This window comes from Neoroseomonas eburnea (assembly GCF_018129005.1).
Taxonomy (GTDB): domain Bacteria; phylum Pseudomonadota; class Alphaproteobacteria; order Acetobacterales; family Acetobacteraceae; genus Neoroseomonas; species Neoroseomonas eburnea.
The window spans coordinates 144116-168428 of the sequence record NZ_JAAEDL010000009.1 but is presented as its reverse complement, the minus strand read 5'-3'; the positions used below and the strand labels follow the sequence as shown (position 1 = coordinate 168428).

The following is a 24313-nucleotide window of genomic DNA, read 5'->3' as shown; positions in this document are numbered from 1 at the left end:
CTGGAGATGCTGTCGCAGGAGCATGCCGCCGCCGACATCGCGGCCGCGCCCTCGGGTCCGGGGCCGGAGGCGATCCGCCGCGCCCTGCGCGGGCCTCCGGGCCGCGTGGCGTTGCGTCTCGCCGCGCCCGCAGGCACCGCCCGCCGGCGCGTCGCCATCACGCTGCTCGAGGAAGCCGGCCGCAGCCATGGCGGCGTGGTCCTCACCACCGCCACGGGCGAACTGCTTTTGACCGAGGCCGCGCCCGACGCGGCGGCGCGGGCGGAAGCCCTGCTCGAACGGCTGCTCGGCACCGCGCCGGAGCGGCTCGACCTGCCCGGCGCCGTAGCCACCCTGCTCGCCCTGCCCGCCTCTGTGCCGGTGCCGTCCGACCCGCCCCCTGTCCCCGCCGGCGGAATCGAGGCCCTCGCCGACGCCGCCCCCCTCGCCGCGCTGCTGCGGCGGGACGGTGTGCTGCACATCGCGCCCCAGGCGCCGCGGCGTCTTGCCCTGATGCGGCTGCGCCTGCCGTCCGCCGCGCTGGCGCCGCATCTCGGACCGGCGGCGGCGGATGCCGACCTCGCCCGCCATGCGCGGGACCGGCTGCGCGCCCGGCTGCTCGCCTGGCTCGCTGAGCCCGCCCGGCGGGCCGAGCTGCTCGGCGCCGCACCGCCGGTGCCGCTGCTGGTCGACCTGCCGGCCGCGCTGCTGCCAGACCCGCCTGCCCCCACCACCGAGGAACCGCCTGCCCCGCCGGCGCTGATCGCCGCCCTCTCGCCGGCCGAGGCGCTCGCCGAGGGCCTGGCGGCGCGGCGGGCGGCGTTGCGCCATGCCGGCTGGGGGCTTGCGGTGCGTGGGCTCGACGCCGCGGCGCTCGCCCTGCTGGCGCCGGAGGAGCTGCCCGCGGACCTGCTGCTGCTGCGCTGGTCTCCCGCGCTGGCCGGCCGCGCCGCCAACGCCGCGCTTCGCCGTACCGACCCTGCCCGCCTGGTGCTGACCGGCTGTGACGGGCCGGAGGCGTTGGAATGGGGCCTCTCCATCGGTGTTGCGCGCTATGCCGGGCGGTGGATCGCGGCGCTGATGGCGGCGACGCGGATGGCCGTCTGCCCGCGGGCGGCCGGCTGCACGCGGGCGGAATGCGTGGCGCGCGGCGCGGCGGCAACGCGGGACAGGCGCGCGGGCTGCGGCGCGCCTGCCCTGCTAGGCGCGCTGATGCCGGCGGAGCCTGGGGCATGATCCTCGACGAAGTGCCGGTACTCGGTGCCCTCGGCGCGCCACCGGGCGCCGCGGGCGCGGTCGCGCTGGCGGCGACGGTCCGCGAGGCGGTCGCGGCGGGGGTGGAGCGGCGCGTGCTGCTGTTCCTGCCCTCCCACCTCGCGCCCGCGCGGCGACGGCCGCCGGCGCTCGCCATGCTGCGCGAAGGGCTGGAGGGGCTGCGGCGCACTTCCCGCGCGCGGGTCTTCGACCTGCCGCGCGGCGGCTTCGCCGCCCTGGAACCGCCCCCCGGCCACCACCTGTCGGAGGCGCATGATGCCATCGCCGCCATGCTGGACGTGCGGGAGGCCGCACAGGCCGTGTCGCTGCTGCGCCTGCCGGACCAGGCGGCGGCGGTGCTCGCGGCGGTGGAGGAATCCCTCGGCCTGGCCGCCGCGGTGCGCGCCGTCGGGCCGTCCCCGGCTGGCCGGGCGCCGGACGGGGCAGGGATCGCCCAGGCCGAGCGCGCCCTTCTCTCGGCCGACCTCACCGCTTTCCTGCGGCGGCGGCGGGTCTGCCGCCTGACCCCTGGCGGCGGCGCGCCGGAGCCGCAATGGGAGGACCGGAGAATCGTCCCGGATGACGTGCGGGACGCGCTGCTGCCGGGCTGCGACCTGACCGCCGCGCCGGCCCTGGCGCGCCGTTTCCGCCGCGCCCTGGACCGCCGGCTGCTGGCCGGCCTGGCGCGGGCGGAGGAACTGCGCGACATCGGGCCGCTCAGCCTCTGCCTCGGGCTGGAGGCGGTGACCTCGGCGGAGTTCCTGCGGCTCGACGCGCTCTGGCCCACCGCGCTGCGTGGTGCGCTGACCGTCGCCATTGCGGCGGAGGAGGCCGCCGCCGACCCGGCCGCCTTCGCCTTCGCGCGCGACCTGCTCGCTGCGCGCGGCCATCGCCTGCTGCTGGATGCGGCGGGCCCGGAGGCAATTGCCGTCCTGCCGCCGGCCCGCGCCGGGGTGGACCTGTCGCGGCTGCGCTGGTCGGAGGCGCTGCCCCCGCTCGGCAGTCCGGCGGCGGAGGAGCTGCGCGGCGGCCTGCCCGCGAAGCCCGACTCGGTCGTGCTGGCCGGCGTCGACCGGCCGGCGGCCATCGCCTGGGGCTGGGAGATGGGCATCACCCTGTTCCAGGGCCGCCTGATCGAGAACCGCCGTCCGGTGCCGTGACGCGGGGCGCTTGGCGCGCGGACGAAGTGCGCCGATATGGGCGCGCATGGAAACGCCGGCGCTGCTCGTCGAGGGCCTCACCAAGACCTATACGCCGGGCGCGAAGCCGGCGGTCGAGAGCCTGACCTTCACCCTGCCCATGGGTGAAACCTGGGGGCTGCTCGGCGGCAACGGCGCCGGCAAGTCCACCACCATCGCGATGCTGCTCGGGCTGCTGGTGCCGAGCGCGGGGCGCGTGCTGGCGCTCGGCCACGACATGGCGACCGACCGCTTCGCCGCCCTGGCGCGGATGAATTTCTCGTCGCCCTACATCGCGCTGCCGCACCGGTTGACGGTGGAGGAGAACCTGCGCGTCTATGCGCATCTCTACGGCGTGCCGGAAGCGGAGCGGCGGATCGCGGAGCTGGTCGAGGAATTCGCCCTCGGCGAATTCGCCAAGCGGCCGGCGGGGCAGCTTTCGGCCGGGCAGAAGACGCGTGTGGCGCTGGCCAAGGCGCTGATCAACAAGCCGGCGCTGCTGCTTCTGGACGAGCCGACGGCAAGCCTCGATCCCGACACCGGCGACTGGGTGCGCAGCACGCTGGAGCGCTACCGCGCGGCGGAGGGTGCGGCGATGCTGCTCGCCAGCCACAACATGGGCGAGGTCGAGCGGCTCTGCGCCAATGTGCTGATGCTGAAGGGCGGGCGCGTGGTGGATGCGGGCAGCCCGTCGGCGTTGCTGGAGAAATACGGGCGCGACGACCTGGAGGAGGTGTTCCTCGACATCGCGCGCGGGCGCGCGCAGGCGGCGGTGGCGTGATGGCCGGGTCCTCGGCGCGTCGCATCTGGGGGCTGATGTACCGGCACCTGGCGCTCTATCGCCGGTCCTGGCCGCGCGTGCTGGAGCTGATGTACTGGCCGGTGCTGCAGATGGTGGTGTGGGGCTTCGTCACCGCCTACTTGGCCTTTGGCGCGCCTGGCGGCACGGCGCGGGAGCTGCCGGGCAACGCCGCGACCATCGCGGCGGGCGTGCTGCTGGGCGGCGTGCTGCTGTGGGAAGTGACGCTGCGCAGCCAGATGGGTTTCGCGATCTCCTTCCTCGAGGAAGTGTGGTCGCGCAATCTCGGGCATCTCTTCGTCTCGCCGCTGCGCCCCTGGGAACTGGTCGCGGGGCTCGCGGTGATGAGCGTGCTGCGCACCCTGGCCGGCGTGGGGCCGGCGATGGTGCTGGCCTTCCTGCTCTATGGCTTCGGGGTGTGGACCCTCGGCCCGGTCCTGCTGGTGTTCCTCGCCGCGCTGATGGCGATGGGCTGGGCGGTGGCCCTGGCCGTCACCGCGCTGATCCTGCGTCATGGCGCGGGGGCGGAGGCGCTGGCCTGGGGCGTGACCTTCGGGCTCGCGCCGTTCGCCGCCGTGTTCTACCCGGTGGCGGTCCTGCCGGCCTGGCTGCAGCCGGTCGCACTGTCGATCCCGGCCGCGCATGTCTTCGAGGGCATGCGCGCCGCGCTGATCGAAGGCCGCATTGCCTGGGACCACCTGGCCTGGGCGGTGGTGCTCGACGGCATCTGGCTGGCGGTCGCCGCCTGGATCTTCCTGGCGCAGTTCCATTCCGCGCGCGTGCGCGGCGCCCTGCTGAACATCGGGGAGTGAATGCTGCGGCCAGGAAGTTCCGGGGATGCCGTGCCGCCGGGCCCGGCCGATGAGCTCATCGGCCAGGTTCGGCGGCATGGCGCGGGGGGCCGGCGGGGTGCCCGCGCGCAAAACCAGGACTCGGATACCGGGTCAGCCGAACGGCCGGCTGGCATCAGGCGGTCCCGGCCGGGGCGAGAAAGGGCTCGGGCTCCCTTCCGACCGCCGCGTCGGGACCGAGTATCGCCCGCGCGAGCGGCCGCACATGCCCGGACCAGGTGATCGCCTGTCGGAACCGGCCTTCCGCAATGCGCTTCCTGCCGAAGGCTTCCCACCCGGGCTGCCAATGCTCGGGCCATTCGAATGTCGGGGTCAGGAGGCGCTCGCTGCGCAAGGCCCCCGGCTCGGCCGACAGGACGCGCCGGATTTCCTCGGCGAGCGGGCCATAGGCCCCGGCCGCCGCGCGCTTCCGGCCCGCGGCCGCATCGTCGAGGGTCCAGCTCTCGGCGTGACGTCCGATGGCTCCGGCGGTCGCCGGCGATGTCAGGTGCCGGATCGCCAGCCCTTCCGCCGCCAGCCGCTTCGTCACCGCAATGGCGAGTGCCTCGCAGAGGTCGTGCAGCGGATTGTGGCCATCGACCGAATCGGAAACCAGCGTCGCGGGCCGGCGCTGCAGGGCCGCCGCCAGGATCATGTCGGCCACCCGGCGCAATGGCCGCGCATCGCGCGCCAGCATCGCCGAGTACCAGTCGACATCGGGCATCTGCCCGAATACCTCCCCCGCGCTCGCGCCCGCGGCGTCGAGCGTCGCCAGGGAATGGGACAGCCGCGACGTGCCGGCGCCTCCCGAGCCGTCGCTGAGGATGAACACGCAGGGCCGATGTCGCTCCATCCAATGGAACAGGCGGAGTTCGTGACCCGGATGGGCGAGCAGGAGGAAGGGTGGTCCTGCCGAATCCTCAACTGTCATCATACGGGCGTGATCATATCTGCGGGCCGCGGCGCCACCAAGGGAAACGGCCGATGAGCCTGCGAGTACTGATCACCAACCTGTTCGTGGCGCATGGAAGCGGGTCCGAGGCCGTGGTCGAGCTCCTGGCGGACGGGCTGCGGCGCGCCGGGCACCAGCCGATGCTGTACGCGCCGACCCTGGGCGATCAGGCGGTGCGCATGCGGCGCCGCGGCCATGTCGTGGTGGACCGGATTGCCGAACTGCCCTTTCGGCCGGACGTGCTCCATCTGCAGCACACGCCCCCGGCCGCGATGGCACTTGCCGCCTTCCCCGGCGTGCCCGCGGTCTTCGCCTGCCACAGCGCGCTTTTCGAAGTGGAGGCCCCGCGGCCGCACCCGCAGATCCGCCGGTGGATCGCCGTCGACGATCTCTGCCGGGACCGCTGCCTGTCCCGCGGCGTGCCGGCGGACCGGCTGAGCGTCATCCTGAACGCCGTGGACATGGAGCGCTTCCGCCCGCGCCTGCCCCTGCCGGCACGGCCGGCGCGCGCCCTGCTGCTGACGAAGACCGCCGAGCATCTCGAACTGGTGCGTGGCGTCTGCGGGGAGCTTGCGATCGACCTCGATGAGCTCGGCCCGGCGACCGGCCGGGTGACAGATCGCCTGGAAGACGAGCTGCCGAAGTACGACCTCGTCTTCGCGACGGCGCGCATGGCGCTCGAAGCCGCCACCGTCGGCTGTGCGGTCGTCGTGGGGGACGGCAGGGGCTTCGCCGGTTTGCTGACCGGCGCACGGCTCGAGGAGTGGCGCCGGCTCAACTTCGGCGCTGGCCTGCTGTCCCGGCCGCTGACGGCGGAGGGGCTGCGCGCCGCGATCGCCGCCTACGACCCTGCGGATGCCGCCCGGATCGCGGCGCGGCTGCGCGAGGCAGCGACGGCCGAGGCCTACGCGGCCATGCATGTGGAGCTCTACCGCGCCGCGATGACCGAACCGCCATGCCCCGCGGCCGAAGTGGCCGCGGCTACGGCGGCCTGGCTCGAGAACCTGCTTCCGACAGCGGCCGAGCGCCCCTGGCGCGCCGTGGCACAGGAGGTCGTCGGGTTCCGGCCCGACCCCGTGCGGCAGGCGCTCGATGCGCTGCAGGGCGGCTTTTCGGCGACCCTGGAGGCGACGCTGTCGGCGCGATTGCCCGCAATGGCGAGCGCGGCCGTCGCCGAGGCATCGAGCCATCTTCTCGCAGGCCCGTTGCAGGGCAGCCTCGCCGCCACGGTGGACGGAGCGCTGGCGGCGAGACTGCCGCCGATGCTGCGCGCGAGCGTCGAGGAATCGCTGTCGTCAGGACTGCCCGCGGCGCTGCGCGCAGCGATCGACCAGTCGACGGCGCAGGCCTTGCAGAGCCTGCCGGGCATGCGGGCGGAACGGATGCTGCGAGGCATCTGGCGCCGCGCCGTTCCCGCCGTCGTCAGGCGCCCCCTGAATCGCTGGCGGCGCGCCTTGCTGCGGCGCATCGGTTCAGCCTGACCCCGGTCGAAGCCGGCGCGCCGTTCGCGCCGCGCTTCACCTTCCTGCACGCCCGAGGGGCATCACCAGCCTCCGCTCGGTCACGCGCCGCCCCCACTGCTCCGCCTTGATCTCCTCCACCAGGCTGAACCCCGCCTGCTCGTAGAGGTGCCCTGCCGCATCCAGCCCGGCGAGCGTCCAGAGGTGAACCTGCGGCGCGCCGGCGCGTCGTGCCTGTGCGATGGCTTCCTCCAGCCAGCGCCGCCCCAGCCCCCTGCCGCGCAGCGACGCGTCCAGCACGAACCAGCGCAGATGCGCCGAGGCCGGATCCTCCCCGCAGTCGAGCGCAATGGAGCCGAGGACGCGCCCACCGGCCACCGCGCAGCGGAACAGGTCGCGCGCCGGGTCGAGGCGCAGCAGGAATTCGCCGAGTTCCCGCGCGACCTTCGCCTCGAAGAAGGCGTCGAAGCCGTGGCTTTCGGCGTAGTGGCGGGCGTGCAGGGCGGCAATGTCGCCGATCGCGCCGGGCACCCAGCCCTGGTGGATTGTGATGTCCATGCGCCCAGCATAGCGCGGCGCGCGCGCCCCTCCCCAGCCCCGGTCGGCTGCGGTAGAGGATGAGAGGATGCCCGTGACACCGACTCGCTTCTTCCTCGTCCGCCACGCGCTGGTCGAACCTTCCGCCAGGGCCGTGCTCTACGGTTCGATGGACGTCGCGCTCTGCGACCTGGCGCTGCGGCAGGAGGCCGCGTCGTATCGCTGGCTGGCGCACCGCCTGCCGCAGCCGGCGCGGTGGTTCGTGACGAACCTTTCGCGCACGCGCGCCACTGCGGCCGCGGTCTTCGCCGCCGGCTATCCCGAAACCGGGCTCGACATCGAGCCGGAGTTCGCCGAGCAGCACCTCGGCGATTGGCAGGGCATTCCGCATGAGGCGCTGCCCGCCCTGCTGACCCGCCCGGCACACCCGTTCTGGCCGCATGCGGGGGAGGAACATCCGCCGGGGGGCGAATCCTTCCGCGAGATGCAGGCGCGGGTTTCCGGCGCGCTCGAACGCATGGCGACGCTGCTGGAAGGGCAGGACGTCGTCGTCGTCGCGCATGGCGGGTCGATCCGGGCCATGCTGGCGCATGCGATGGGGCTTTCGCCGGACCAGGCGCTGGTGTTCTCGATCAAGAACCTGTCCCTGACGCGAATCGAGAAGCACGGGCTCGACTGGCGGGTGGCCGCGGTCAACGAGGAGCCCTGGACGCCGCCGGCGGCGGCGTAGCGCGGCGCTTCTTCCGCGCGAGGATCGGGCGAGGAAGCCGGAGGGGTGCCGCCCCTCCGGACCTCCCCGGCAAAGGCCGAAAGGCCTTTGCAAACCGCCACCTGGAACGGGGCACCGCTGTCGGGAACAGTGCCGAAGCCCGCGCCTGCGCACAGCGCGCCGCAGTGGTCCAACATGCCTGCGGTACCGGGCACCAGGTCGGGGTTTCCAGGGGTCTTTCGGCCGAGGGGCTCCGATTCGCGTCGTGACGGAAGGTGAAAGGGGTCCCGTGGGGCAGGGGGGGGCCGGAGCGGCAAAGCCCCCCGTCTACCCGACCGGCCATTCGCATCGGCTCCCGCCCAGGGCCGAACGGCTCCTGGCCCCCAGACCCGTTCACGATTTCGCCATCGGGAAACCTTTGTCTTGCACCGGCGATCGGGCTAGAAGGGCGAGCATTCAAAGGCTTGGGAGGTTCGCTTCATGCGCCGTCTCGCCCTTTTCGTCCTCGCCGGCCTGGTCCTTGCGTTCGGGCCGCAGGAGGCCCGCGCCCAGTCGGAGGAGCAGTCGCTGGTCGACCGCTCCACCCTCGCCCTGCAGGAGATCCTCGATCTCGGCGACATGAGCGCGGATGCGCGCTCGCTGCTCGGCCGCTCGCGGGCCGCGATGATCTGCCCGCGGGTCTTCCGCGCCGGCTTCATCTTCGGCGGCGCGGGCGGCGACTGCGTGATGGTGGCGCGCGACGGCAGCGGATCCTGGTCCTCGCCGGCCTTCTTCACCATGGGCGGCGGGTCGATCGGCTTTCAGATCGGCGTGCAGGACGCGCAGGTGCTGATGCTGATCATGAACGACAAGGCGCTGGACGCGATGCTGGACAGCCAGTTCAGGTTCGGCGCGGATGCCGGCGTGGCGCTCGGCACGCTGGGGCGCGGCATCTCCGGCGCGACAACGGCGGCGATCGGCGCCGACATCGTGACCATCGCCCGCGCCCGCGGGCTGTTCGCGGGCATCTCGCTCGACGGCAACCTGATCTCGTCGCGCAGCGAGTGGATGCGCAACTACTTCGGCCGCGACGTCTCGGCACGCCAGGTCGTGGTGGGGATGGAAGCGCACAACCCGGCCTCCGATCCGCTGCGGGCGGCGCTGATGCGCTTCTCCCAGGCGCCGGCCGCAACGCCGGCGTCGGCGCCGCAGGGTTCGGCCCCGCCGCAGGGCTCCGCGCCGCCGCAGGCGGTGATCACGCCGGCCCCCGGCCCGACCACCGGGAGGGTGCAGTCCGAGAGCCTGCCGGCCCCGCCGCGGAGCGGCACACGGTAGTGTTGCGCGGAGCGGCACACGGTAGTGTTGCGCTGAGCGGCACACGGCAGGGTTCCGCGGGCCGGCAGCATTGAAACGACAAGCCCCCGCCTGCGGCGGGGGCCGTCACCTGCAGGCAGGGGGCGGATCGCCCCCCCCGCCCGATCACATTCCGGGATGCGTCAGGCGTTCGCCGCGGCCGGCTGGCGTCCGAGCAGGCGGTTCACGTCCAGCGCCCAGGCGCCGGCACCGAGACCGGCCTGCACCAGCAGCGCCACCGTCCAGAAGGCGGGGAATTCCCAGCCGCCGCCCTGGCGGCTGAACACCCAGCCGGCCGGCAGGTGCTGCAGGGTCGCGCCGATCAGGATCGGCTGCGCCAGCAGGCTGACGATGCGCACGCCGACGCCGGCGATCAGCGCAATGCCGGCGCCGACCTCGGCGAAGGCGACGATGGCGCCGAAGACCGGTGGATAGCCGAGCGAACCGAAGAAGCCCATCGTGCCCGACAGGCCGAAGGTCGCGAGCTTCAGCAGACCGCCATGGGCCAGGAACAGCAGGCCCAGGCTGACGCGGAGGAGGAAGGCGGAGTAGGGGGTGGTGGTCTTCACATCGATCATGGTCGGTGTCCTTGGATGCGAGGCCGGCTGGCCTTCTCTGGCAGGGACCATGCCTCCGGAGGGTCGGCACCTTCCAACGGGCCTTCGGAACGTCCATCATCACCGCCACGAATGGCGGACGTCGCGACCCTCGACCTCAACCTGCTCCGCGTCTTCGACGCGGTGGCACGGGAACGCCACGTCACCCGCGCGGCGCAGCGGCTGAACCTGTCCCAGCCCGCGGTGTCCAACGCGCTCGCCAGGCTGCGCGCGGCACTGAACGACGAGCTCTTCCTCCGCCGGCCCGGCGGGGTGGAGCCGACGGAACTCGCCCTCGCCCTCGCCGCTCCTGTAGCCGAGGTGCTCGACCGGCTGCGCGATACCCTCGCCGTCCACGCGCCCTTCGACCCCGCCACCTCCGACCGCGTCTTCCCGATCGCGCTCAGCGAATACGCCGAAGCGGTGCTGGCGCCGATGCTGCTCGAACGGATGGTGCGGGAAGCGCCGGGCTGCCTGCTCGCCATCCGCCATGCCGACCGCACCAACTGGCAGTCGCTGCTGGAACGCGGGGAAGCCGAGCTCGCCATCGGCGTGCTGCCCGAGCCGCCGGCGATCTACACCCGCGTCCGCCTGCTGCCGGAAGGCTTCATGACCCTGATGCGCCGGGGCCATCCGCTAGCGAGCGGCGTGCTCGACGAAGACCGGCTGATCACCTTCCCGCACCTGCTCCATTCCCCCAACGGATCGCGCGATGGGGCGCTCGACGTCGCGCTGGCGACGCGCGGCAAGCGGCGACGGCTCGGCGCGGTGGTGGCGCATCTCTCGGCGGTGCCGGACATCCTGGCGCGGACGGACATGGTGATGACGCTGTCGGGGCGGCTCGCGCTGCGGCTGGCGGAAGCGCATGGGCTGGCGGTGCGCGAATCGCCGGTGCTGATCCGCCATACGCGGCTGTCGATGATCTTCCATCGTCGCTTCGAGAGCGATTCCGGGCATGCCTGGCTGCGGCGGCTGATGCTGGCGGTGGCGCGCGAAGTGCCGGCGGTGGAGGCCGGGGACGCTCCGCGCGGGGTCGACGACTGAAGGAACCGGGAGGCGACGCCTCCCTCGCCCCCTCCGGGTCGCCATCGCGGGCGCCCGCATCAGCGGCGGATTCCGGGCGGGGGGGCCGAAAGGCCCCTGGACCGCCGGACCCGCGCACGCTCCGATGCGCGGATGGACACGACATTCGACCATGTGATCGTCGGCGCGGGCAGCGCCGGCTGCGTGCTGGCGAACCGGCTGTCCGCGAACGGCGCGACCGTCGCGGTCATCGAGGCCGGGGGCCGCGACCGCCACCCCTACATCCACATCCCCGCCGGCTATGCGCGCATCCTGAACCACGCGCGGCTGACCTGGGGGTTCCGCACCGAACCCGATGCGGCCACCGGCAACCGGGCGCTCGACTATCCGCGCGGGCGGGTCTGGGGCGGCTCCTCCTCCATCAACGGGCTCGGGCATGTGCGCGGGCATCCGTCGGACTACGACCTCTGGGCGCAGAAAGGCTGCACCGGCTGGGGGTGGGACGACCTGCTGCCCTATTTCATGCGTCATGAATCCTTTGCCGGCGGCGGCGAGGGGCGCGGCACGACGGGACCACAGCCGATCGAGCACCTGGCGGAACGCCCCGAGCTGCTCGACCACTTCGCCCGCGCGACGGAAGCGATCGGCCTGCCGGTCAACGAGGACATGAACGGGCCGCGGCGCGAGGGCTTCGCCACCTTCCAGCAGACGCGGCGGGGGCAGCGGCGGATCTCGGCGGCGCGCGCCTATCTCGTGCCGGCGCTGTCGCGGCCGAACCTTGCGGTGATCGACAATGCGCTGGCGCTGCGCATCGTCGTGGAAGGCGGGCGCGCGACGGGCGTCGCCATCCGCCGCGGAGGGCAGGAACAGGTCATCCGCGCGCGCTTCGGCGTGGTGCTGTCGGCCGGCGCGATCGGCTCGCCGCACCTGCTGATGCTCTCGGGCATCGGGCCGGCGCGGCACGTCGCGCAGCACGGCATCGCGCCGGTGCTCGATGCTCCGGGGATCGGAGGCAACCTGCAGGACCACTACATCGTCCGGCTGAACTACCGGCTCACCGACCATCGCTGGAGCGCCAATCGCCGCATCGTCTGGCCGCGGCTCGGCCTCGAAGTGCTGCGCTGGATCACGCGGGGCAAGGGCGTGCTGACCTGGTCGCCGGGGATGATGTCGCTGTTCGCCCGCACGCAGGATGGGCTGGAAGCGCCGGACATCCAGATCAACGGCGGCCCGATCTCCTGGCAGGATGGCCGCATCGGCGTGCCGGAGGCGGAGCCTGGCTTCACCCTCGGCGTCTGGCAGTGCCGGCCGCACAGCCGCGGCAGCGTGACGCTGAAATCGCCCCGCCCCGAGGACGCGCCCGCCATCGCCCCGCGCTTCCTGACCGAGCGCGCGGACGAGGACTGCGTGGTGCGTGGCATCCGCCTCGCGCGCCGCTGGATGGGCGCGGAGCCCCTGCGCGGCATCGTCGCGCACGAACTCCGCCCGGGGCCGCAGGCCGGGACCGATGAGGCGCTGCTCGCCTTCGCCAAGGCGACGGGCGGGACGGTCTACCACCCCTGCTGCACCGTGCGGATGGGTGGCGATGCGGCGGCCCCCCTCGATGCCCGGCTGCGGCTGCGCGGCATCGAGGGACTGCGCGTGGCGGATGCCTCGGTCTTCCCGGACATCCCGGTCTGCAACATCAACGCGACGGTGCTGAGCGTCGCCGAGAAGGCGGCCGACCTGATCGCCGAGGACGTGCGGGGCTGAAGGTCGCCGCGCCTGCGCCCGGCCGGAGGCCCGATGAGACGACCCGCGACCCCGCCGTGACGCGCGCGGAAGGCGCCATTGCGCCCAGCGCACCAACGCCCGGCGCGCAAGCCAGGCACGCGCGTGCGCGCGCCGGCGGCGGATGCTCGCGGCCGCCCTCCTTGGGGCATGCTCCAGGTGACGGCTCCCAAAGGCCTTTCGGCCCTTGGCGGGAGGGGTTCCGGGGAGGGCGGCGCCCTCCCCTTGCGCGTCAGCCCCCCGGCCAGCGTTCCGCCCATGGGCGCGCCGACTCGAATTGCCGAGCCATGGCCACCAGGGTCCAATCCCCACCGAAGGGCGCGATGAGCTGGAAGCCGATCGGCAGGCCATCGCCCGACGGCGCGCAGGGAATGCTCACCCCCGGCAGTCCGCCGGCGTTGACGATGCCGGTGAAGGCGCGGTGGTGCGGCGGCCCCGGATCCTCCGCGCTCCACGGCAGCGCGCCGGCGGACGGCGTCATGATCAGGTCCCATTGCCGGAAGGCGCCGGCAAATCGCGCCTGGACCTCGCGAAAGGCGGCGAGCGCATCGATGTAGTCGGCCGCGGTCAGGCGCTGGCCGCGTTCCATCATCTCCTCGTAGTAGGCGCCGATGCGGCCGCGCCAGTCGCGCCCGCGCAGCAGCCAGGCGAGGCCGGCGGCGCCGATGTCCGGCCAGTGGCGGTCGAACAGGTCGAGCTCGACCGGCAGCGTGCCCTCCTCGACCCGGTGGCCGAGCGCTTCCCAGGCGCGCGCCGCGGCGGCGCAGGATTCCGCGATCGGCGCATCCACCGCCCAGGTGCCGACCCGCGGCACGTAGAGGATGCGCAGACCCTTGGGCGGTGCCGGTTCCCGCATCGGGCCCGGCACGCCGATCGAGAGGCGGTCCTCCTCCAGCGGTCCCTGGATGGCGGCGAGCGCCAGCGCCAGATCGTCCACGGTGCGCGCCACCGGCCCGATCACCTCGCAATCGTCGAGGATCACCGGCAGCCCGTTGCGCCGCGCGACGCGGCCGGTGCTCGGCTTCAGGCCGAGCAGGCCGCAATGGCTCGCCGGCCGGCGGATCGAACCCCCGCCATCGGTGCCGAGGGCGATCGGCCCCATGCCGGAGGCGACCGCCGCCGCGCCTCCACCGGTCGAGGCGCCGGGCGTCAGCGCCGCGTTCCAGGGGTTGCGGGTGACGCCGAAGGCGCGGGTCGCGCATTGGCCCGGCCCCATGGTGAATTCGGAGACGTTGGTCTTGCCGAGGATGACCGCGCCCTGCGCGCGCAGCCGCGCCACCGGGGTCTCGTCCGCCTCCGGGACGTGGTCGAGGAACAATTCGCTCCCCCAGGCGCAGCGCAGCCCGGCGACGGTGATGTTGTCCTTGATCGAGACCGGGATGCCATCCATCGGCCCGAGCGGCGCGCCGGCGGCGAAGCGCGCATCGGCCGCGCGCGCGGCGGCGCGGGCGCCGGCTTCGTCCAGCGTGGCGAAGGCGTTGATCGCGGGGTTGGCCTCGGCGATGCGCGCGAGGATGGCCTCCAGCGCCGCGCCCGGCGTCGCGTCCCTTCGGCGGAAGCGCGCGGCAAGGTCGGTCGCGGGCAGGCGCCATAGCGCGTCGGTCATGGGGGAGGCCTCCGAGTGCGCACCGTGACGGGGGTGACGCCGCGGTCCGGTTCCAGCAGGGCGAGGCGGATCGCGCAAGCAGGCGCCGGGCGCCGTCGCGCGGCGCGTGACGCGCGCCATGCGGCGGTTCAGGCCGGCGGCGCCAGCACCTTGTCGCGGTAGTTGCAGAAGGCGCGGGCGACGCAGCGCCAGCATTCCGGCGCTCGCGCCTTGCAGACGTAGCGCCCGTGCAGGATCAGCCAGTGATGGGCGTCCCGCAGCAGGTCGGGCGGGCAGCGCCTGACCAGCATGTCCTCGACGTCCCGCGGCGTCTTGCCCGGCGCGAGGCCGCAACGGTTGCCGAGGCGGAAGATGTGCGTGTCCACCGCCATGGTGTTCTGCCCGAAGGCGATGTTGAGCACGACATTCGCCGTCTTGCGGCCGACGCCGGGCAGCGCTTCCAGCGCCTCGCGATCCCCGGGCACCCGACCGCCATGCTTGTCCACAAGGTCCCGCGCGAGGGCGCCGACGTTCTTCGCCTTGGCCTGCCACAGGCCGATCGAGCGGATGTACGGCCCGATACCTTCGGCCCCCAGGGCGGCCATCCTCTCGGGCGTCGGCGCGGCGGCGAACAGCGCCGGCGTGCAGCGGTTCACCGCCGCGTCGGTGGCCTGGGCGGAGAGCACCACCGCCACCAGCAGGGTGAAGGGGTCGTGGTAGATCAGCTCCGTCTCCGGCGCCGGGTTGGCGGTGGCGAGGGCGCGGATGAAGGACTCCGCCTGGGCGGCGGGCATCAGGCGGGCGCGGCGCGGTTCGCGGGCGCTGCCATGGTCGGGGCGTCTGGGCTTGGTGGTCATGGATGGCGTCGGCGCGATCCTCGCCTATGTTGCGTTGCGATGGCAGCCCCCGCCGAGCCGGTCCTGTTCCAGGCCGTCTGCACCCCGCCGCGATCCTTCACGCGTGCGGGCTTCGGCGTGCTCGCGGGGCTGCTCGGCGGCTTCGCCGGGCTGGCGGCGGCCATGTTCCTCGCCCTCGGTGCCTGGCCGATCCTGCCCTTCCTAGGCCTGGAGGTGGGCTTCGCCCTGGTGCTGGTGGCGCTGCATGCGCGCGGCGCGGCGCGCGCGACCGAGGTGCTGCTGCTCACCCGGGGGGAGTTCCGCGTCTGCCGCACCGATGCGCGCGGGCGGCGGGAGGAGACGGTGCTGGATGCCTACTGGGCGCGCCTGACCTACCGGGAGAACCCGGCCCATGCGGGGGTGCTGCGGCTCGAAAGCCGCGGGCGCGCGGTCGAGATCGGCCGCGACCTGTCTGCCGAGGAGAAGATGAGCCTGCGCGATGCGCTGGCCGAGGCTCTGGCGCGCGCCCGGCGGCCGGATTTCGACAATCCGCAGTTGCGGGATGGCTAGAGCAGATCCCGATCAGGTGGAATCACCTGATCGGGCAAAGATGCTTGCGAAAACAGAAGGCTGGAGCGGTTGCCGTGAGCCAAGGCGAACGGAAACCGCTTTAGGGCGGATCCTGTTCGCATTGGCTCATACCAGCGGCACGAGTTCCTGACTCGTGCCAAGGCCGCGAATGCGGCCCGCCGGTGGTCCGGCGAAGCCAAGCAAACCGGAGTTTGCGCCCGGCGCCTGAGGGCATGAAAGGGCGGATGCCAGCGGTCGCGAATAGTGGCTGTTGGTATCAGAGTAGGTTTCGAAAAGCGCCGTGCGGCGCTTTTCCATGTCCGACGCCGGCCCGCGGGCGCGAATTCTTGGCGCTTTTGGTCGGAGAGGGGCTCTGCCCCTCTCCGAGCCTCACCCCGCCAGGGTGCAGGGCACCCTGGACCGGCCGATCCTTGATGCCGGGCAAGATTGCCGCGCCGATGCGACAAAGGGTGCCATGGGCACGATGCGCGGAAAGTGTCCCGGGCTCCGGACGCGGCGCATCCTTCGTCGCCGCGGAGTTCCAGCCCTGCCCAACGCCAGGTGATGGATTCCAGGGGTCCTTCGGCCTTTGGCGGGGTGGTCTGGAAGGGCGAAGCCCCTCCGGCTTGCCCCTCGCGCCACCGCAGCGGCGCCCCTCCGTCCGCCTTCCCCGGCAACCTGCCAGGTGGAACCCCCCAGCCTTCACCAATCCGTGCGGCGCACCCGTTCCACCCCGCCGGCCGGCACCGCGCCCCGCCGCAGCATGCAATTGTCGTAGGCGCGCGGCAGCGCCTCCCTCAGCTCACGGCGAACGATGAACTGCTGGGAAGTGTTGTCGTAGACATTCGACTCCCGGATGCGGCGCACGTTGGGATCGTTCAGCGCCTCCCGGCGGCAGATCTCGGCGTCCGGGCTGGGGTCGTTCGGCAGCAATTCCAGCAGGGGATTCTGGCAGGCAGCCAAGGCCAGCAGGGCGCAGGCGGCAAGGACACGCGTCATGATGCAAGCCAGTCCTCGATCAGCCGGCGGGCGATCGAGTCCGCCCGCGGCAGGGAGAAGCCGAGCGCCTGGTGGTCGCGGAGCTGATCCCGCGAGAACCACCGCGCGTCCTTGAGTTCCTCCGGGTCGATGCGAATCTCGTCCGACAGGCCTTCGGCGTGGAAGCCGAGCATGATGGAGGAGGGAAAGGGCCAGGGCTGGGAGGAATGGTAGAGCACGCGGCCGACATCGACGCCGGCTTCCTCCTTCACTTCCCGCCGCACCGCTTCCTCAAGGCTCTCGCCCGGTTCGACGAAGCCGGCGAGCGTCGAATACATGGTTACGTTGGGGAAGCGGTGCGAATGGCCGAGCAGGCAGGAATCGCCACGCACCACCAGCATGATCACGGCGGGGTCGGTGCGCGGGAAATGCTGCGCGCCGCAACCCTGGCAGACCATGACATGGCCGGCCGAGCGCGGCTCGCAGCGGCTGCCGCAGATGCCGCAGTAGCGATGCTTGGTGCGCCAATGCATCAGCCCGCGGGCATGGGCGAGCACGCTCGCCTCCCCCGGCGGCAGCAGCCCGGCCACCTGCCGCAGGTCGGTGAAGGCGCCCATGCCTTCCGGCAGCAGCGGCAACGGGTCGTCGGCGTGGGAACAATCGACGGCGAAGACCGGCCGGCCTTCCCACAGGCCGAGGAAGGCCCAGGGGCCGTCGGCCATGCGCACGGCGTCGGCGGCGCCGCCGGTCAGCAGCACGGCCTCCGGCGCACCTTCCGCCACGCCCTTCATCAGGCTGCGGGCGCGCCAGACCGGGGCGAAGAGCGTGTCGGGATGGGTCAGCGCCGCGCCGATGAACTCGGCATCGTCGCGCTTCTCACCCGCGCGGTCGAGCGGGCTGCCGGTATAGGCGTTGGGGCGGCTGGCGGGGATGGAGAGCATGCGGGCCGGAACCTGCCACGGGGTCCCGCGATCGTCCATCCGAGAGGCTGCGCCGCCGCTCCGTCAGTGCCGGCTCCCGCCGGGGTTTTCCCGCGCCAGGCCCGGCCAGGGCAGGCCGTCCAGCAGCCCGCCCGGCAGGGCGCCGCCATCCCCGCGCAGCCAGCGGCGGAACTCCGCGAGGTCCGTCGCCGCGGCCAGCAGCCCTTCGCCGAAGGCCTCGCCGACCACCGTGACGGCTCCGGAGTCGAGATCCGCAGTCAGGCGTTCGGCGGCCTGCCGCCCGAAGACGAGGCTGTGCACCATCAGCAGGGCACTGCCCACGCGCCGTTCCGCGGGCGACGCGGCGGCCAGATCGTTGCCGCCGGAGGCGAGGCCGAAGAAGTAGCCGAGCGCATGGTCGGACCGCATCGCCGCCTGCGCTTCCGCCGGCGCGACCCGCAGGGCGTCCACCACCTTGCGCGCGACCATGAGCTGCTGGAGAAGCACCACGCTCACCGCATGGCGTGGGGCGCAGGGCGCATGCGCGCCCGGGGCGCGCAGCAGCGACAGTGCCTCCTCGTGCATTGCCTCGAGGTCGGCCTGGGCCATGGTCAACCAGTCTTCGTCCTCCGCCGGGGCGGAGTCGCGCGGGGCCTTCGGAGCCAGGGCGAGCACATCCTGCATGAGGTGTTGTTCCGTACGGGTTCGGCCGCATGCCGATCCGCTGGCGCTAGAAAGCGCGAAAGCCTTGCCGGGCGTAACGGCTGTTCCTGCATGTTCCTCTGCGGCGCGGTGCATATCCGGCCCGGGCCGCCGGCGCAGATCCCAATGCGGTGAGAAGAATCAACAAACCGCGAATCCGCAGGCTTCGCCGCGGGCCGAAGCCGGCAGGACATGCCGAGCCCTCCCGTCCCGGACTCCCGCCGCCCCCAGTTCCGGGGCCACAGGCCCCTGCATTCGGCGGCCCGCTGATCCATCGCCTGCCCCGGCGATGCCGGGAACGCCGTGGTCAGGACATCATGCCTGGGCGGCGGCTGCCGGGCCCAGCGTACCGAGGTACTTCATGCCGGTGTCGCACATCACGGTCACGACACGGGCATCCGGCCCCAGCCGCGCCGCGACACGCAGCGCGGCCACGACATTGGCGCCGGTGGAGGTGCCGGCGAACAGCCCCTCCTCGCGAGCGAGCCGCAGCGCCATGGCGACGGCCTCGGCGGTCGGGACAGTCTCGATCGCATCGGCGATCTCCGGCTGCCACAGCGGCACGACATAGCCTGCGCCGATGCCGTCGATCCTGTGCGCCCCCGTCGGGCCGCCGGACAGAACCGCGGATTCGGCGGGTTCCACCGCGACGATGCGCATCCCGGGCTGGCTGGCGCGCAGCGCCTCGCCCACGCCGCGCAGGCTGGCCGCGGTGCCGACCGCCTGCACGAAGGCAGCGACCGGACCTTCGGCTTGCGCATCGATCTCCGCCGCCATGCCGCGATAGGCGGCGAGCTGGTCGGTGTTCCTCATCTGGTCGGTCCAGAAGGCGCCGGTCCGCCCGGCGATGACGCCCGCCGCGGCGATCATGTCGCGCGTCAGCTTCTCGGTCATGCGGCCGGCCTCGCTGGCGATCACCTCGAGCCGCGCGCCGAGGATGCGCATGTGGTCGAGCTTCTCGCGCGCGAAGGCATCCGAGGTCACGATGTGCAGCGGATGTCCCTTCACCGCGCAGACCAGGGCGAGCGACACGCCGGTGCTGCCGCCGGTGTATTCGACGACCGGCCCGCCCCGGCGCAGGCGGCCATCGGCTTCGGCGGCCTCGATCATCGCCAGGGCCATGCGGTCCTTCATGCTGCCCGTGGGATTGGCGCTTTCGATCTTGAGCAGGACGCGCGCACCGCTTGCCGGCGCGATGTGCCGAAGGGCGAGCAGGGGCGTATTGCCGATGGTGTCGAGGATGGTCCGCGGGGGATGCGGCATGGCGGCGCTCTCCTTGCCTTGGCCGGGCGGCGGGAATTTATTTGTATCTACAAAATTTGTGGCTACATATGTTCAGGAGCGCCACGATGCAACCGAAATCCACCCTCCGGCCCGCCGCGCGGGCGCTGCTCGCCGACTGCGCCGGCTGGAACAGCCGCCTCGCCGCACGACGCATCACCCAGTTCCTCGACCGGGCAATGGCCGGCTGCGGCATGCCGGTCGCGCAGGTCGGGCTGATGGCGCAGATCGCGACCGCCCCGGACGACACGCTCGGCGCCCTGGCACGGCGCAGCGGACTCGATCAGTCCACCCTGTCGCGCAACCTGCGCACGCTGGAACGCGAAGGGCTGGTGGAGATCGTGACCGCCGAGACGGACCAGCGGCGGCGGGCCGTGTGGCTTACCGAGGCCGGGCTGCGCCGGCTGGAGGCAGCCCTGCCGCTCTGGCGCCAGGCACAGGCGGCGCTGGAGGCGCATCTCTCGGGCGGGCTGGCGCGGCGGTTGGCGGAAGCGACGGAAACCCTCGCCAGGTAGATGATACGAGCGGCACGAGTTCTTGACTCGTGCCGCGGCCGCGAATGTGGTCCGGCGAAGCCAAGCAAACCGGAGGTTTGCGCCCGGCGTCTGAGGGCATGAAAGGGCGGATACCTGCGGTCGCGAATAGCGGCCGCTGGCATGAGGGGGCGCCGGGGCCTTCGCGGGAGGGTTGGAGGGGCGTCGCCCCTCCAGACCACCCCACCAAAGGCCGAGAGGCCTTTGGAAACCATCACTTGGCGCCTGGCATGTCGGTTGCGCCGCGCCGGCGCGGGTGTCGGGGCGCACGGTGCCGGGTACCGGGATTCCAAAGGGCAAGGCCCTTTGGCGGGGTGAGGTCCGGAGAGGGGCGGCGCCCCTCTCCGCCTCCCGGGAAGATGTTCGCAACGCAGCGAGGACACGCCGCCGGCGCCCCATGGCCGAAAAGGGCCCGGCGGCCTGCCGCCCGAGAATGGGCAAGGTCGCGCCCGAAGCCGGGCCTGCGGGTGCGGGCCGGCGAAAGAGGCCCTACCGCGTCGACAGCCCAGGCCAGTTCGCATCCGCCCGCGCGATCCGCCCCGGAATGTCCCGTTCCCACCGCCGCTGCACGGATCGGTCGTAGTTCAGGAACAGCCGCCCATCGACGATCCGCCAGGCGGCCGGATCGATCGGCGCGGTGTAGCCCTCGCTGACCGCATAGGCGCAGAAGCCCCCATAGGCAGGCGCGTACCGCTCCGGCTCCGCGGCGAAGCGGTCGCGGTTGGCGGCGGAGGCGAAGCGCCAGGCCGCGCCACGCCACATCCGCGTGAACTCGGCCCGGCCCTGCGTAGGGCGGCCCTCGGTGAAATAGGCCACGACGTCGGTGCCGCGGACAGCGACCCCGTCCTCGGCATTCACCTGCGCGGCCCGGGCCGGCCCGGGAAACAGCAACGTGCCCAACGGCACCGCGACCGTGGCGCCGGGGACCATCCAGAGCATCGAGCGGCGGGAAAGGGCCATGTCCGTGTCTCCTTCGCCCACCGCTTCGCCGCCGGAGGCGCAGGAGTTACGCACCCCCATTGGCGTCCGGGGCCACCGGCATGATATGGTGCCCTCGGAAGGTCGGCGGCGGACGGGCTCCCCGCCAACCCGGTCAGGTCCGGAAGGAAGCAGCCGTAACGGGTTCTCGCCCGGGTCGTTCGTCGGCCTTCCACCCTTCAAGCCACACCGGCCCGAGCGGCCGCGCCGCCCCAGGGAACGCATGGCCTCCGACCTCCTTGGCTCCCCCGCCGCGCAGGACGCGGACGCGCTGGCCGAGGAAGGCCTTCCCGAGCCGCCGCCCCCGGAGGGCCCCGGCCTGTTCGGGGACCCCGCCCCGGCCCCCGCCGCCGCACCCCCGCCGCCGGTGCCGAAGCCCGCGGCCGCCGCGACCGGCCCCTATCGCGTGCTGGCGCGGAAATACCGCCCGACCACCTTCGACGACCTGATCGGCCAGGAAGCCCTGGTCCGCACCCTGCGCAACGCCTTCGCGCAGGGCCGCGTGCACCACGCCTTCCTGCTGACCGGCGTGCGCGGCGTCGGCAAGACCACCACCGCGCGCATCATCGCCCGCGCGCTGAACTGCATCGGCCCCGACGGCAAGGGTGGCCCCACCGCCGACCCCTGCGGCGTCTGCGCCGAATGCAAGGCGATCCTCGCCGACCGCCACCCGGACGTGGTGGAGATGGATGCCGCCTCCAACCGCGGCATCGACGACGTGCGCGAACTGCGCGAAGCCCTGCGCTTCCGCCCCGCCCAGGGACGCCAGAAGGTGTTCATCCTGGACGAGGTCCACATGCTGACCGACCAGGCCTTCAACGCGCTGCTGAAGTCGCTGGAGGAACCGCCACCCTCGGTCACCTTCGTCCTGGCGACGACCGAGCTGCGCAAGGTGCCGGTCACCATCCGCAGCCGCTGCCAGACCTTCTCCCTGCGCCGCGTGCCGGTGGATGTGCTGCGCGCGCATTTCGGCCGCATCGCGGAACAGGAAGCCGTCGAGGTCGAAGGCGAGGCGCTCGGCATGGTCGCGCGCGCGGCCGATGGCTCCGTGCGCGACGGGTTGTCGCTGCTGGACCAGGCGATCGGCCTTTCCGGCGGCGGCGCGGTGACGGCCGAGGGCGTGCGCGACATGCTCGGCCTCGCCGACCGCTTCATGGTCTTCGACCTGATGGAAGCGGTGATGGGCGGCGATGTCGCGGCCGCGCTCGCCATCCTGGACCGCACGCATGAGGTCGGCGCCGATCCGCTCGCGGTGCTGCAGGACCTCGCGGAACTGACGCATCTGCTGACGCGCTTCCGCGCCGCCCCCGCGCTGAAGGACGACGCGACGCTGCCCGAGGCCGAGCGCACCCGCGGCGCCGCGCTGGCCCTGCGCCTGTCCGTGCCGACGCTCGCCCGCGCCTGGCAGATGCTGCTCAAGGGCATCGCCGAGGTGCAGCAGGAAGGCGTCGATCGCCGCGCGGCGGCGGAGATGGTGCTGATCCGCCTCGCGCACGTCGCCGACCTGCCGACGCCGGGCGAGCTCGTGAAGCGGCTGACCGAATCCGGCGGCGGCGATGCCGCCCCGCGCCCCGCGCCTGGCGGTGGATCGGGCGGGCTGCGCGCGGTCGCGGGGGGCGGGGCCGTCATGGCCGCATCGCCCACACCGGCCGTCGCCGCGCCCCCCTTGCGCGAATGGCGCGAGGTGGTGGCGCTCGCCTCCGGCGTGAAGCCGCTGCTGCACGCCCATCTGCTGCACGACGTGCACCCCGTGCGCATCGCGCCCGGCCGCGTCGAGATCCGCCCGCGCCCGAGCGCGCCGCGCGACCTCGCCGCGCAGCTCACCGCGCTGCTCGCCGAGCGCACCGGCGCCCGCTGGACCGTCACCATCAGCAACGAGGAGGGCGAGCCCACCCTCGCCGAACAGGGACGCAGCGCCGAATCCGGCCGCCGCGAAGCCGCGCAGAACCACCCGCTGGTGCAGGCCATCCTTGCCGCCTTCCCCGGCGCGACCATCGAAGCCGTGCGCGACGCCACCGCCGACGATTACGGCCTGCCGATGACGCCGGCCGCCGCCACCGCGGAACCCGACGACGACGAGCTGGGCGGCCGCGACTTCGCGCCCCCCGAGGCCGAGACGGCCTGGTCCGACGACGACGACATCAACGACGACGCATAGGTGCACGGAACGATGAAGAACCTCGGCAACATGCTGAAGCAGGCGCAGCAGATGCAGGCGCGCATGCAGGAGATGCAGGCGAAGCTCGAAGCGACCGAGGTCGAGGGCTCCTCCGGCGGCGGCATGGTGAAGGTGCGGCTGACCGGCAAGGGCGACCTGCGCCGCGTGACCATCGACCCGTCGCTGATGAACGCGGACGAGCGCGAGGTGCTGGAGGACCTGCTCGTCGCCGCCCACGCCGACGCCAAGCAGAAGGTGGAAGCGACGATGGCCGAGGAGATGCAGAAGGCGACCGCCGGCATTTCCCTGCCGCCGGGGATGAAGCTGCCGTTCTGAGCGTGACAGGCACGCGGAAGGGGGGCGCCGCCCCCCTTCACCCCCCGCCAAAGGCCGAAAGGCCTTCGGGAACCGGGACCTGGCGCCGGGCGCGGCGGGCCGCTCGCGGTGGCGGGAGGGGCGGTGGTGGCAGCATGGTCCTGGCCGAGACTTTCAAGGAGCGTTCCGCTCGCCGGCCTCGATCGTCAGTGAGCGACATGGGACGGGAGGAGGTCCGCGGCGGTAGCGCCCCACTGGTCAGCCACCATGCATAACGACCCCATCGAGCACCTGATCTCCCTGCTCTCCCGCCTGCCTGGCCTTGGCCGGCGCAGCGCGCGGCGCGCCGTGCTGAAGATGCTGATGGACCCGGCGGGGAAGATGCTGCCCCTCGCCGACGCGCTGCGCGCCGCCGCGGATAGCGTCCGACCCTGCGAGGTCTGCGGCAATCTCGACGCGGAATCCCCCTGCCATATCTGCAGCGACCGCCATCGCGACCGGAAGCTCGTCTGTGTCGTCGAAGGCGTGGCCGACCTCTGGGCGCTGGAACGCGCCCATGCGCACCGGGGCACCTACCACGTACTCGGTGGGTTGCTCTCGGCCCTCGGCGGCACCGGCCCGGATGACCTCTCCATCTCCCCGCTGCTCCGTCGCATCGAAGGTGACGGCATCGAGGAAGTGATCCTCGCCCTGCCCGCCACCGTCGACGGCGCCACCACCGCCCACTACCTGACCGACCGCCTGAAACCGACCGGCTGCGTCGTCACCCGCCTGGCCCAGGGCGTGCCCATCGGCGGGGCACTCGACGTGCTCGACGACGGCACGCTGGCGGCGGCGTTCAAGGCGCGGCGGCCGCTGTGACGGGGAAGGTTGCGCCGCGGGAGGGCTCTGCCCTCCCGCACCCACCCGCCAAAGGCCAAAGGGCCCTTGGAACCCTCCAGATGGCCGGGTCGGGGGAGGGGCTCCACGCGATCGCCGACGTCAGGGCCTGCTCCGTGCCCCTCCCCCGACCCGGCCATGTATTGGTGTCCAGAGGCC

The 24313-nt window shown here is 73.0% G+C and carries 24 protein-coding genes and 1 other RNA gene; 15 read left to right on the top strand and 10 right to left on the bottom strand.

Going from position 1 to position 24313, the window contains the following annotated elements; all coding sequences use genetic code 11:
• The first annotated feature begins 6 nt into the window (after window positions 1-6).
• From GXW74_RS11530 to GXW74_RS11515, 4 genes are read left to right on the top strand one after another with little or no spacing between them, the layout of a single operon-like run.
• On the top strand, window positions 7-1215 hold the full coding sequence (locus GXW74_RS11530) for a hypothetical protein (protein WP_211846651.1): 1209 nt from the start codon (window positions 7-9) through the stop codon (window positions 1213-1215).
• Window positions 1212-2393 (top strand): hypothetical protein, encoded by a 1182-nt coding sequence (locus GXW74_RS11525; protein WP_211846650.1) that lies wholly within the window; start codon window positions 1212-1214, stop codon window positions 2391-2393. The genes GXW74_RS11530 and GXW74_RS11525 overlap by 4 nt, the downstream gene beginning before the upstream one ends.
• Before the next feature lie 46 nt (window positions 2394-2439).
• Window positions 2440-3192, top strand: a complete 753-nt coding sequence (locus GXW74_RS11520) for an ABC transporter ATP-binding protein (RefSeq protein ID WP_211846649.1) — start codon at window positions 2440-2442, stop codon at window positions 3190-3192.
• Window positions 3192-4022: an ABC transporter permease gene (locus GXW74_RS11515; protein ID WP_211846648.1), complete on the top strand. Its 831-nt coding sequence runs from the start codon at window positions 3192-3194 to the stop codon at window positions 4020-4022. The genes GXW74_RS11520 and GXW74_RS11515 overlap by 1 nt, the downstream gene beginning before the upstream one ends.
• 154 nt (window positions 4023-4176) lie before the next feature.
• Here the strand turns inward: GXW74_RS11515 and GXW74_RS11510 are convergent, their stop codons facing one another.
• Window positions 4177-4971 carry a hypothetical protein gene (locus tag GXW74_RS11510; RefSeq protein WP_211846647.1) on the bottom strand — a complete coding sequence of 265 codons (795 nt, stop codon included), beginning with the start codon at window positions 4969-4971 and terminating at the stop codon, window positions 4177-4179.
• 53 nt (window positions 4972-5024) lie between these two features.
• On the opposite strand from GXW74_RS11510, the gene GXW74_RS11505 reads away from it, so the two are divergent.
• On the top strand, window positions 5025-6473 hold the full coding sequence (locus tag GXW74_RS11505; RefSeq protein WP_211846646.1) for a glycosyltransferase: 1449 nt from the start codon (window positions 5025-5027) through the stop codon (window positions 6471-6473).
• 36 nt (window positions 6474-6509) lie between these two features.
• Here GXW74_RS11505 and GXW74_RS11500 read toward each other — a convergent pair whose 3' ends face one another.
• Complete coding sequence (locus tag GXW74_RS11500; RefSeq protein ID WP_211846645.1) at window positions 6510-7010, bottom strand: GNAT family N-acetyltransferase; 501 nt, start codon at window positions 7008-7010, stop codon at window positions 6510-6512.
• 73 nt (window positions 7011-7083) lie between these two features.
• On the opposite strand from GXW74_RS11500, the gene GXW74_RS11495 reads away from it, so the two are divergent.
• Window positions 7084-7719 carry a histidine phosphatase family protein gene (locus GXW74_RS11495; RefSeq protein ID WP_211846644.1) on the top strand — a complete coding sequence of 212 codons (636 nt, stop codon included), beginning with the start codon at window positions 7084-7086 and terminating at the stop codon, window positions 7717-7719.
• A gap of 459 nt (window positions 7720-8178) precedes the next feature.
• Complete coding sequence (locus GXW74_RS11490) at window positions 8179-9012, top strand: lipid-binding SYLF domain-containing protein (RefSeq protein ID WP_211846643.1); 834 nt, start codon at window positions 8179-8181, stop codon at window positions 9010-9012.
• Between the two features lie 161 nt (window positions 9013-9173).
• Here GXW74_RS11490 and GXW74_RS11485 read toward each other — a convergent pair whose 3' ends face one another.
• Window positions 9174-9608 carry a DoxX family protein gene (locus GXW74_RS11485; RefSeq protein ID WP_211846642.1) on the bottom strand — a complete coding sequence of 145 codons (435 nt, stop codon included), beginning with the start codon at window positions 9606-9608 and terminating at the stop codon, window positions 9174-9176.
• A gap of 111 nt (window positions 9609-9719) precedes the next feature.
• On the opposite strand from GXW74_RS11485, the gene GXW74_RS11480 reads away from it, so the two are divergent.
• Both GXW74_RS11480 and GXW74_RS11475 read left to right on the top strand, forming a co-directional pair.
• Window positions 9720-10670, top strand: a complete 951-nt coding sequence (locus tag GXW74_RS11480; protein ID WP_211846641.1) for a LysR family transcriptional regulator — start codon at window positions 9720-9722, stop codon at window positions 10668-10670.
• A 132-nt stretch (window positions 10671-10802) separates the two neighbouring features.
• Window positions 10803-12401, top strand: coding sequence for a GMC family oxidoreductase (locus tag GXW74_RS11475; protein WP_211846640.1), 1599 nt, complete (start codon window positions 10803-10805; stop codon window positions 12399-12401).
• A gap of 250 nt (window positions 12402-12651) precedes the next feature.
• Here GXW74_RS11475 and GXW74_RS11470 read toward each other — a convergent pair whose 3' ends face one another.
• On the bottom strand, window positions 12652-14025 hold the full coding sequence (locus tag GXW74_RS11470; protein ID WP_211846639.1) for an amidase: 1374 nt from the start codon (window positions 14023-14025) through the stop codon (window positions 12652-12654).
• 128 nt (window positions 14026-14153) lie between these two features.
• Window positions 14154-14861, bottom strand: coding sequence for an endonuclease III (nth, locus tag GXW74_RS11465; RefSeq protein WP_408903869.1), 708 nt, complete (start codon window positions 14859-14861; stop codon window positions 14154-14156).
• Between the two features lie 39 nt (window positions 14862-14900).
• Here nth and GXW74_RS11460 point away from each other — a divergent pair, with 39 nt between their 5' ends.
• Complete coding sequence (locus GXW74_RS11460) at window positions 14901-15410, top strand: DUF2244 domain-containing protein (RefSeq protein WP_211846638.1); 510 nt, start codon at window positions 14901-14903, stop codon at window positions 15408-15410.
• Window positions 15411-16112: 702 nt separating this feature from the next.
• Here the strand turns inward: GXW74_RS11460 and GXW74_RS11455 are convergent.
• From GXW74_RS11455 to GXW74_RS11440, 4 genes are all read right to left on the bottom strand, one after another.
• The gene (locus GXW74_RS11455; RefSeq protein WP_211846637.1) at window positions 16113-16409 is read right to left on the bottom strand and encodes a hypothetical protein; all 297 of its coding nucleotides are present in this window, start codon (window positions 16407-16409) and stop codon (window positions 16113-16115) included.
• Window positions 16406-17329: an NAD(+) diphosphatase gene (gene nudC / locus GXW74_RS11450; RefSeq protein WP_211846636.1), complete on the bottom strand. Its 924-nt coding sequence runs from the start codon at window positions 17327-17329 to the stop codon at window positions 16406-16408. The genes GXW74_RS11455 and nudC overlap by 4 nt, the downstream gene beginning before the upstream one ends.
• Window positions 17330-17392: 63 nt before the next feature.
• Window positions 17393-17917 (bottom strand): hypothetical protein, encoded by a 525-nt coding sequence (locus tag GXW74_RS11445; protein WP_211846635.1) that lies wholly within the window; start codon window positions 17915-17917, stop codon window positions 17393-17395.
• Window positions 17918-18325: 408 nt separating this feature from the next.
• Window positions 18326-19273 (bottom strand): PLP-dependent cysteine synthase family protein, encoded by a 948-nt coding sequence (locus GXW74_RS11440; RefSeq protein WP_211846634.1) that lies wholly within the window; start codon window positions 19271-19273, stop codon window positions 18326-18328.
• A gap of 86 nt (window positions 19274-19359) precedes the next feature.
• Here GXW74_RS11440 and GXW74_RS11435 point away from each other — a divergent pair, with 86 nt between their 5' ends.
• Window positions 19360-19806: a MarR family winged helix-turn-helix transcriptional regulator gene (locus GXW74_RS11435; protein WP_211846633.1), complete on the top strand. Its 447-nt coding sequence runs from the start codon at window positions 19360-19362 to the stop codon at window positions 19804-19806.
• 507 nt (window positions 19807-20313) lie between these two features.
• On the opposite strand, the gene GXW74_RS11430 is transcribed toward GXW74_RS11435, so the two are convergent.
• Complete coding sequence (locus GXW74_RS11430) at window positions 20314-20784, bottom strand: YHS domain-containing (seleno)protein (RefSeq protein WP_211846632.1); 471 nt, start codon at window positions 20782-20784, stop codon at window positions 20314-20316.
• Between the two features lie 97 nt (window positions 20785-20881).
• Between GXW74_RS11430 and ffs the strand changes: the two genes are divergently transcribed.
• The 4 genes from ffs to recR all read left to right on the top strand — a co-directional run bounded on the left by ffs (window position 20882) and on the right by recR (window position 24136).
• Window positions 20882-20978, top strand: an RNA gene (ffs, locus tag GXW74_RS11425) — signal recognition particle sRNA small type.
• A gap of 47 nt (window positions 20979-21025) precedes the next feature.
• The gene (locus GXW74_RS11420) at window positions 21026-22960 is read left to right on the top strand and encodes a DNA polymerase III subunit gamma/tau (RefSeq protein WP_211846631.1); all 1935 of its coding nucleotides are present in this window, start codon (window positions 21026-21028) and stop codon (window positions 22958-22960) included.
• Window positions 22961-22972: 12 nt separating this feature from the next.
• A complete protein-coding gene (locus tag GXW74_RS11415; protein WP_211846630.1) occupies window positions 22973-23296 on the top strand; it encodes a YbaB/EbfC family nucleoid-associated protein in 324 nt (107 codons plus the stop codon).
• A 246-nt stretch (window positions 23297-23542) separates the two neighbouring features.
• Window positions 23543-24136 carry a recombination mediator RecR gene (recR, locus tag GXW74_RS11410; RefSeq protein ID WP_211846629.1) on the top strand — a complete coding sequence of 198 codons (594 nt, stop codon included), beginning with the start codon at window positions 23543-23545 and terminating at the stop codon, window positions 24134-24136.
• Window positions 24137-24313: the final 177 nt, after the last annotated feature.

Bases quoted from the DNA above. Each gene is read 5' to 3' on its own strand.
- GXW74_RS11520 (WP_211846649.1), top strand. From the start codon at position 2,440: ATGGAAACGCCGGCGCTGCTCGTCGAGGGCCTCACCAAGACCTATACG.
- GXW74_RS11455 (WP_211846637.1), bottom strand. From the start codon at position 16,409: ATGACGCGTGTCCTTGCCGCCTGCGCCCTGCTGGCCTTGGCTGCCTGC.
- GXW74_RS11480 (WP_211846641.1), top strand. From the start codon at position 9,720: ATGGCGGACGTCGCGACCCTCGACCTCAACCTGCTCCGCGTCTTCGAC.
- GXW74_RS11415 (WP_211846630.1), top strand. From the start codon at position 22,973: ATGAAGAACCTCGGCAACATGCTGAAGCAGGCGCAGCAGATGCAGGCG.
- GXW74_RS11505 (WP_211846646.1), top strand. From the start codon at position 5,025: ATGAGCCTGCGAGTACTGATCACCAACCTGTTCGTGGCGCATGGAAGC.
- GXW74_RS11515 (WP_211846648.1), top strand. From the start codon at position 3,192: ATGGCCGGGTCCTCGGCGCGTCGCATCTGGGGGCTGATGTACCGGCAC.
- GXW74_RS11460 (WP_211846638.1), top strand. From the start codon at position 14,901: ATGGCAGCCCCCGCCGAGCCGGTCCTGTTCCAGGCCGTCTGCACCCCG.
- GXW74_RS11420 (WP_211846631.1), top strand. From the start codon at position 21,026: ATGGCCTCCGACCTCCTTGGCTCCCCCGCCGCGCAGGACGCGGACGCG.
- GXW74_RS11475 (WP_211846640.1), top strand. From the start codon at position 10,803: ATGGACACGACATTCGACCATGTGATCGTCGGCGCGGGCAGCGCCGGC.
- GXW74_RS11430 (WP_211846632.1), bottom strand. From the start codon at position 20,784: ATGGCCCTTTCCCGCCGCTCGATGCTCTGGATGGTCCCCGGCGCCACG.
- GXW74_RS11510 (WP_211846647.1), bottom strand. From the start codon at position 4,971: ATGACAGTTGAGGATTCGGCAGGACCACCCTTCCTCCTGCTCGCCCAT.
- nudC (WP_211846636.1), bottom strand. From the start codon at position 17,329: ATGCTCTCCATCCCCGCCAGCCGCCCCAACGCCTATACCGGCAGCCCG.
- GXW74_RS11485 (WP_211846642.1), bottom strand. From the start codon at position 9,608: ATGATCGATGTGAAGACCACCACCCCCTACTCCGCCTTCCTCCTCCGC.
- GXW74_RS11445 (WP_211846635.1), bottom strand. From the start codon at position 17,917: ATGGCCCAGGCCGACCTCGAGGCAATGCACGAGGAGGCACTGTCGCTG.
- GXW74_RS11440 (WP_211846634.1), bottom strand. From the start codon at position 19,273: ATGCCGCATCCCCCGCGGACCATCCTCGACACCATCGGCAATACGCCC.
- nth (WP_408903869.1), bottom strand. From the start codon at position 14,861: ATGACCACCAAGCCCAGACGCCCCGACCATGGCAGCGCCCGCGAACCG.
- GXW74_RS11525 (WP_211846650.1), top strand. From the start codon at position 1,212: ATGATCCTCGACGAAGTGCCGGTACTCGGTGCCCTCGGCGCGCCACCG.
- GXW74_RS11435 (WP_211846633.1), top strand. From the start codon at position 19,360: ATGCAACCGAAATCCACCCTCCGGCCCGCCGCGCGGGCGCTGCTCGCC.
- GXW74_RS11500 (WP_211846645.1), bottom strand. From the start codon at position 7,010: ATGGACATCACAATCCACCAGGGCTGGGTGCCCGGCGCGATCGGCGAC.
- GXW74_RS11490 (WP_211846643.1), top strand. From the start codon at position 8,179: ATGCGCCGTCTCGCCCTTTTCGTCCTCGCCGGCCTGGTCCTTGCGTTC.
- recR (WP_211846629.1), top strand. From the start codon at position 23,543: ATGCATAACGACCCCATCGAGCACCTGATCTCCCTGCTCTCCCGCCTG.
- GXW74_RS11530 (WP_211846651.1), top strand. From the start codon at position 7: ATGCTGTCGCAGGAGCATGCCGCCGCCGACATCGCGGCCGCGCCCTCG.
- GXW74_RS11470 (WP_211846639.1), bottom strand. From the start codon at position 14,025: ATGACCGACGCGCTATGGCGCCTGCCCGCGACCGACCTTGCCGCGCGC.